Here is a 6,599-nt window from a genome sequence, read left to right on the forward strand (position 1 = left end):
ACGGTGACCACCACAGGATCCAAGCCCTCTGACAGCGTCATGCCCCCCGACGAGATCACCCTGCTGCCGGGCTCCTCCGGCGGAGCCTGGCGAGGGAGCGAGTACGCCGCCAGCCTCAAGGACGAGCGGGAGGTCTGGTGCGACGGACGCCGGGTCGACGTGACCGGCGACCCGGGCTTCCGGCCCATGCTGTCCACGCTGGCCGGCCTCTACGACGCCCAGCACCTGCCCGGCCGGGCACAGGAGATGCTCCACCGGTCGGACACGTCCGGCAACCTCGTCAGCCTGTCGTACCTGGCGCCGGCCGACCGGGACGGCCTCAGCCGCAAGTGGGTCAACTCCCACCGGTGGGCGGAGGCCTCCTACGGCCAGCTCTCCCGGATACCCGACTTCATGTCGAACGTCGTGGTCGGCCTGTACGACTACCGTTTCGAACTGGCCGAAGTGGACCCCGAGTTCGGGCGCAACGCCGAGAACTACTACCACTACTGCCGCGAGAACGATCTCACGCTGACGCACGGCCTGGGCGACCCGCAGATCGACCGTTCCTCGACCCCCGCCGACCGGCCGGAACTGGGACTGAGGGTGGTGCGGCGCGGGGCCGACGGCATCGTCGTGCGGGGAGCCAAACAGATCGCCACCCTCGCGCCGTACGCCCACGAGGTGCTCATCTACCTCTCTCCCGCGAACTACCTGCGCGAAGACCCCAGCTATGTCTGCTGGTTCGCCGCTCCGCTGGCGACTCCGGGCCTTCGCGTCCTGTGCCGCAGGTCGTACGCCGACGGCTCCGGCGGCCTCTCGGCGCGCTTCGACGAGCAGGACGCCATGCTGGTGTTCGACGATGTGTTCATCCCGATGGACCGGGTCTTCCTGCTCGACGACTCCCAAGCGGCCGTCCGCGGGTTCGGCGAGCTGAACAAGTGGTCGCTCTACACCGGCCAGGTGCGCTACTACCACCGGCTGCGCACCATGCTCGGGGTCGCGTCGCTGCTGGCCCAGGCGATCGGCGTCGACAAGTTCCGGCAGGTCACGGATCTTCTCGGCGAACTCACCTCGTACGTCGAGATCGTCAGGCTCGGCCTGGCCGCGATCGACGCCGAGTGCCGGCCCACCTCCTCCGGGCTGCTCGCCCCCGGCTCGACGGCCGCGCTCGACGCCGTCGCCGGACGCTTCTCCACGCGGGGCTCGGAGATCATCCGGCAGATCGGCGCGTCCGGACTGATCATGCAGCCCTCGGACGCGGACCTGGGCACCTCCGAGCTGCGCGCGGTGCTGGACACCTACATGTGCGGGCGCGAGATGAGCGTGGACGAGAAGTCCCGGATCTTCCGGCTCGCCGCCGATCTGGCCGTCGACCGTTTCGGGATGCGCCAGGAGCTGTACGAGACGTGGAACCGCGGTGATCCCGCCCGGGTCCGCTCGATGCTCTACGCCCGATATCCCGACCTGCAGCGCTGCGAAACCCAGGCCCGCGATCTGGCCGAAGGGCGGAACTACACCACATGAGTCTCGACAGCATCCGGCTGGAGGGCGTCACGACCCACAACCTCAAGTCGGTCGACGTCTCCTTCCCCAAGGGGAAGCTGGTCGTCGCCGCGGGCGTCTCCGGGTCGGGCAAGTCGTCCCTGGTCATCGACACCCTCTTCGAACACTCGAAGACGCTCTACCTGGGGGCCCTGTCCAGCAAGTCCCTCGACATGGGCGACGGCGACTACCAGTTCGACCGGATCGCTGGGACGCAACCCCCGGTGGCACTGCGCCAGCGTGACGGCGGCTACTCCAACCCCCGCTCGACCGTGGGGACCCTCACCGGACTCGACGGGCTGTACCGGCTGTTGTTCGGCGCAGGGTCCCGGCCGGTCTGCCCGGCCTGTCTCGGCCCGACCGGCCCGGGCCTGTTCTGCGACGACTGCGGCTGCTTCGCCGAACCGCACTCCGCGAAGCACTTCAGCCCGAACCGCAAAGAAGGCAAGTGCCTTCAGTGCGACGGCATCGGCGAACTCGTCGGCTTCTCGCTGGAGAAGATCATCCCGGACCGGTCGAAGACGCTCACCGAGATCTGGGACGGTGCCGACCCCGGCACGTTCGCCGTTCCCAACGTGCGCAAGGCCTTCGAGGCGATGGCCGCGGACATCGGCCTGGACCTCGCCCTGCCGTTCGAGAAGCTGAGCCCGGAGCAGACCGAGCGGGTGCTGCACGGCTCGGACACGATCTACACGCTCAAGATCCGCAAGGTCACCAACGACTTCCGCTTCGAGGGCATCCTGGGCTTCCTGGAACGCGCGTACCGCAACGCGTCGTCGGCCGCCCGCAAGAACGCCTTCACCAACTATCTCGGACGGGAAGTCTGCCCCGCGTGCAACGGAGGGAGGCTGCGCCCCGAGTCGCTCAGGGCGACGGTGGCCGGGCACACCTTCCACGACTTCCAGGGCGACGAGCTGTCACGTTCGATCACCCGGTTGCGCGACGGGCTGGCCACCGGCGACGTGCCGGCACAGGTCCGCGAGCTCGCCTCCGCGATCGTCAAACAGAGCGCGAACATCGAGGACGTCGGCCTGGGACACCTGCAGCTGCAGCGGCCGGTCACCACCCTCTCCGGCGGCGAACTGCAGCGGCTGCTGCTGGCGCAGCATCTGGCCAGTGACCTGACCGGGGTCATGTACGTCCTCGACGAACCGACCGCCGGTCTGCACGAGGCCGACACCGGGAAGATCCTCACCTCGCTGCGACGGCTGCGCGATCTCGGCAACACGGTCATCGTCATCGAGCACGACGAGTCGGTGATCCGTGCCGCCGACTGGATCGTCGAGCTGGGACCCGGAGCCGGATCCCGCGGCGGCGAAGTCGTCTTCGAGGGCCGGTACGCCGACCTGCTGGCCTCCGGCGACTCGCCGACGGCGACCGCGATGGCGTCGGACGGGCCGTCGCGCACACGGACCGACCTGGCCGGCGTGCCGTGGGCCGAGGTGCGGGCCATCACGCGCAACAACGTGGTCGACCAGTCCGCGAGGTTCCCGCTCGGCGCGCTGACCTGCGTCTCCGGCGTGTCCGGCGCGGGCAAGAGCTCCCTGGTGGCCGACCTCCACGCAGCGGTCTCCCGGACGATCGCCCAGCGGGCGACCGGCGGGGCGGCCGAGAGCAACGACGTCCAGGGAGTTGAGGCCCTGGACGACGTCATCTACGTCGAGCAGCGCCCGATCGGCCGCTCCAGCCGGTCCACGCTCGTCACCTACATCGGCGTCAGCGACCACATCCGCGACGCCTTCGCCGGCAGCGCCGACGCGGTCGAACGCGGCCTGGGACGCGGCGAGTTCAGCCCGAACGTCGCCGGTGGCCGGTGCGAGTCGTGCAAGGGACTCGGACTGGCCGAGATCGAGATGACCCTGTTCAAGAGCGAGTTCATCGTCTGCCCCGAGTGTGAGGGCCGGCGCTTCCAGGAGCACGTCCTCGAAGTGCGGCTGGGCGGCAAGAACATCCACGACGTCCTGTCGATGACCGTCGAGGACGCCCTCGAATGGTTCGACGCCAAGAGCAGCCCCAAGGTCGTCCAGGCGCTCGGTGTGCTCAGCGAGTTCGGCCTCGGCTACCTGCAGCTCGGCTGCTCCACGACCACGCTCTCCGGTGGCGAGGCACAGCGGCTCAATCTGGCCGGAGAGCTGCTCAAGCAGCGCCGCAACCGCACGCTGTTCATCTTCGACGAGCCGACGCGCGGCCTGCACACCGCGGACATCCGGCACCTTCTGGCCCTGTTCGAGCGGTTGATCTCCACGGGCAACACCATCGTGGTCATCGAGCACAACGTGAAGGTGATCGCCATCGCCGACTGGGTGATCGACCTGGGGCCGGGCGCGGGCCGCGAGGGCGGCCGGGTGGTGCACAGCGGGACGCCGGAGGACCTCGCGGACAACCCGGCCAGCGTGACCGGCCGGTTCGTCCGCCGGCTGCGCGACGACCCCGCCGCGACGCCGGTGCCCGACCTCGCCCGGAGCCCGCGGTCCCGTACGGCGCCGGACCTCGGGGTCATCGGCGAGCTTCTGCCGCGGGCCGTGACGGTGGTCGCCGGCACGGCACGGCAGTCCGAGCGGAACGGTCCGACCCCGTACGGACTGGTGATCGGCTCGCTCACCGTCGTATCCGACGAACTCGCCCTCATCGGCTTCCTGGTGCGCTCGGGCAGCACCAGCTGGAACGCCATCGCGGACACCGGCCGGTTCTGCGTCAACATCCTCGGCGAGGACCAGCACGACGTGTCCGACGCCTTCTCGCAGGGCAGGCCGGACAGCCGCTTCGACGCCCTTTCGTGGACGCCCTCCGCCAACGGCTGCCCACGGCTGTCCGGCGCCGTCGGCACCATCGACTGCAGCCTGAAGTCGACCTACCGGATCGGCGACCACGAGTTCGTCCTGGCGACGGTCGTCAGCGTCGACATGGAGACCGGCACCGACAGCCGCCCACTGCTTCGCGCCGAACGGGGCGACAGCGCTCTCGACGACTACGGGTGGCGCCGGTTCGCCCGGGAAGCGGAGGCCAGGTGACGACGACCACGTCCATCGCCGCGCACTACGAGCAGTTCCTGGAGCTGCTCACCCGCGATCCGGTACCGGCCCCCACCGCGGCGGACGGCCGTGAACCGGTCCGCGCGCGCTACGGCGAACGGGTCGACGCCTCGGGCGGATCACAGCCGATCGTGATGACCCGCGACGAGTGGATCCTGAACCAGATCGACCTGACGCTGGCGCTGGGCCGGCTGCTGACCGAGGACGACGTCGTGGTCTCGGCCGTGCCGTACGAACTGTCGTTCGTCGGCGCCGAGGTGGACCGTGTGATCGAGATGGTCGGCGCCTCGGTGATCAGCGTCGGGACGAGCGGGACCATCTGCCCCATGCCGCGGCTGCTCGGGCTGATCGAGCAGTACGAAGTGACCGCCCTGGTGTGCTCGCCGAGCTTCGCCGCGGAACTGGCGAACCTCGCTCTCTCGCTGGGGCGGCGGCCGGAGGACTCGACCATCCGGACGATCATCTGCGTGGGAGAGGCCTGCTCCACCGAACGCCTCGACCGCATCGGCGCCGCCTGGGCCGCGCGGACCTCCGCCCTGTACGGGACGCCGTCGACACCGACGGTCGCCGTCGCCTGCGACCACGGCGCACTGCACCTGTGCGACCACCGGCTGCGGGCGGAGGTCCGTGGTGGCCTGCGCGGCGAGCTGCTCCTGGACGGCTCACCGACCGGCGAACTCGTCGAGCTGTGGCCGGCCGAACGCCGCTGTCACTGCGGTTCCGCCAGCCGGGTCCTGGTGCCGCTCGGCAGCGCGGCGTCGGCGGTACGCGGACCGGACGGGCTGGTCTCGACGCTGGACGTGGAGCGGATCGTGTTCGGCCACAGAAGGCTCGCACCGCACTTCGCCTGCGCCGTCCGGGACGGCACCTTCCACGTGACCTGCGCCGTGGCCGGCCCTCAAGCGGTCGACCTGGGGGCGATGCGGCGCGCGATCCGCAGCGGCATCGGCGAGGCGCTCGGAGTCGAGGCCGAGGTCACGGTCGTCGGCGTGCAGGACTGGAGTACCGCCACGTCATGACCCGTACCCGGTCGCGGCACGCAGCCGCCGCGGCCGATCCACCGGTGGCATCCCGAGGAGACAAGACGCATGAGGGTAGCGGTAGTACAGACCCAGTGGGTCGACGATCACGAAGACGGCCTGCGCAACGCCTACCAGGCGATCGAGGACGTCTGCGGTGCCGGCGACATCGACCTGGTGTGCTTTCCCGAGTTCCTGCTCGGCCCGCCGTGGTACATGCCGGGGCAGGACGGCCTGAAGGGGCGGACCGACACTCCGATCCCCGGGCCGATCGTCGACGGCTTCCAGTCCCTGGCCCGCAAGCTCAACACACACATCCTGCTGGGTTCGCTCGTCGAGGACCTGCAGGACGGCATGTACCGGAACACGTCTCTGCTGATCGGCCGGCAGGGCGTCATCACCGGGCGCGCCGTCAAGGCACACGCCTTCGGCAACGAGATGGTGGTGTGCCGCCAGGCCGACTCGCTCGGTGTCCTGTCGACGGAGTTCGGGCAGATCGGCATCGCCGTGTGCTCGGACTTCTGGATCCCCGAGGTGGTCCGCCTGCTGGCGCTGGCCGGCGCGCGCACGATCTTCGTGCCGGGCGGAACGCTGGGGCAGAACCAGCCGCTGATGGTGAACGCCCTGCGCACGGCGGCGTACCTGAACGGCGTCAACATCGTCTACGCGAGTTCGGTCGGCGTCGTCCGCGGCAAGCGCGGGGACCGGCTCGTGGAGATCCACTTCGCCGGCACGAGTCTGGTCGCGAGCCCGGAGGGCGTGCTCGCGCAGGCCGGCAGCGACGAGCCGGAGACCCTCGTCGTCGACCTCGACGAGCCCGCGGACGGCGACGGCCGCCGCTGGCAGCAACTCCGCCGGCCCGACGCCTACCAGAAGCTGCTCACCCCGTACGCCGGAGCGGACCGGGATCTCGCGGCCGAACTGCGGGCGAGCCTGACCGGGAGCGGCCCGGACCGGGGCCGGCCCGCCGGCGCGACCAGTGCACATGAGGGGACTCGTTCGTGACCATCTTCGTAGCCCAACC

The 6,599-nt window shown here is 70.1% G+C and carries 4 protein-coding genes; all 4 read left to right on the plus strand.

All coding sequences use genetic code 11. The annotated features are described in order from the left end of the window. The first annotated feature begins 3 nt into the window (after positions 1-3). The 4 genes from C1J00_RS04905 (at position 4) to C1J00_RS04920 (ending at position 6,580) form a co-directional block, all read left to right on the plus strand. On the plus strand, positions 4-1,506 hold the full coding sequence (locus C1J00_RS04905) for a 4-hydroxyphenylacetate 3-hydroxylase N-terminal domain-containing protein (protein ID WP_245936203.1): 1,503 nt from the start codon (positions 4-6) through the stop codon (positions 1,504-1,506). Further along, positions 1,503-4,535, plus strand: a complete 3,033-nt coding sequence (locus C1J00_RS04910) for a flavin reductase (protein WP_102907790.1) — start codon at positions 1,503-1,505, stop codon at positions 4,533-4,535. The genes C1J00_RS04905 and C1J00_RS04910 overlap by 4 nt, the downstream gene beginning before the upstream one ends. Continuing rightward, the gene (locus C1J00_RS04915) at positions 4,532-5,575 is read left to right on the plus strand and encodes a phenylacetate--CoA ligase family protein (RefSeq protein ID WP_102907791.1); all 1,044 of its coding nucleotides are present in this window, start codon (positions 4,532-4,534) and stop codon (positions 5,573-5,575) included. The genes C1J00_RS04910 and C1J00_RS04915 overlap by 4 nt, the downstream gene beginning before the upstream one ends. Positions 5,576-5,644: 69 nt before the next feature. After that, entirely contained in the window at positions 5,645-6,580 is a 936-nt protein-coding gene (locus C1J00_RS04920; RefSeq protein ID WP_102907792.1) for a carbon-nitrogen hydrolase family protein, read from the plus strand. The last annotated feature ends 19 nt before the right edge of the window (positions 6,581-6,599 follow it).

The sequence above is a fragment of the Streptomyces cahuitamycinicus genome (genome assembly GCF_002891435.1).
GTDB lineage: Bacteria > Actinomycetota > Actinomycetes > Streptomycetales > Streptomycetaceae > Streptomyces > Streptomyces cahuitamycinicus.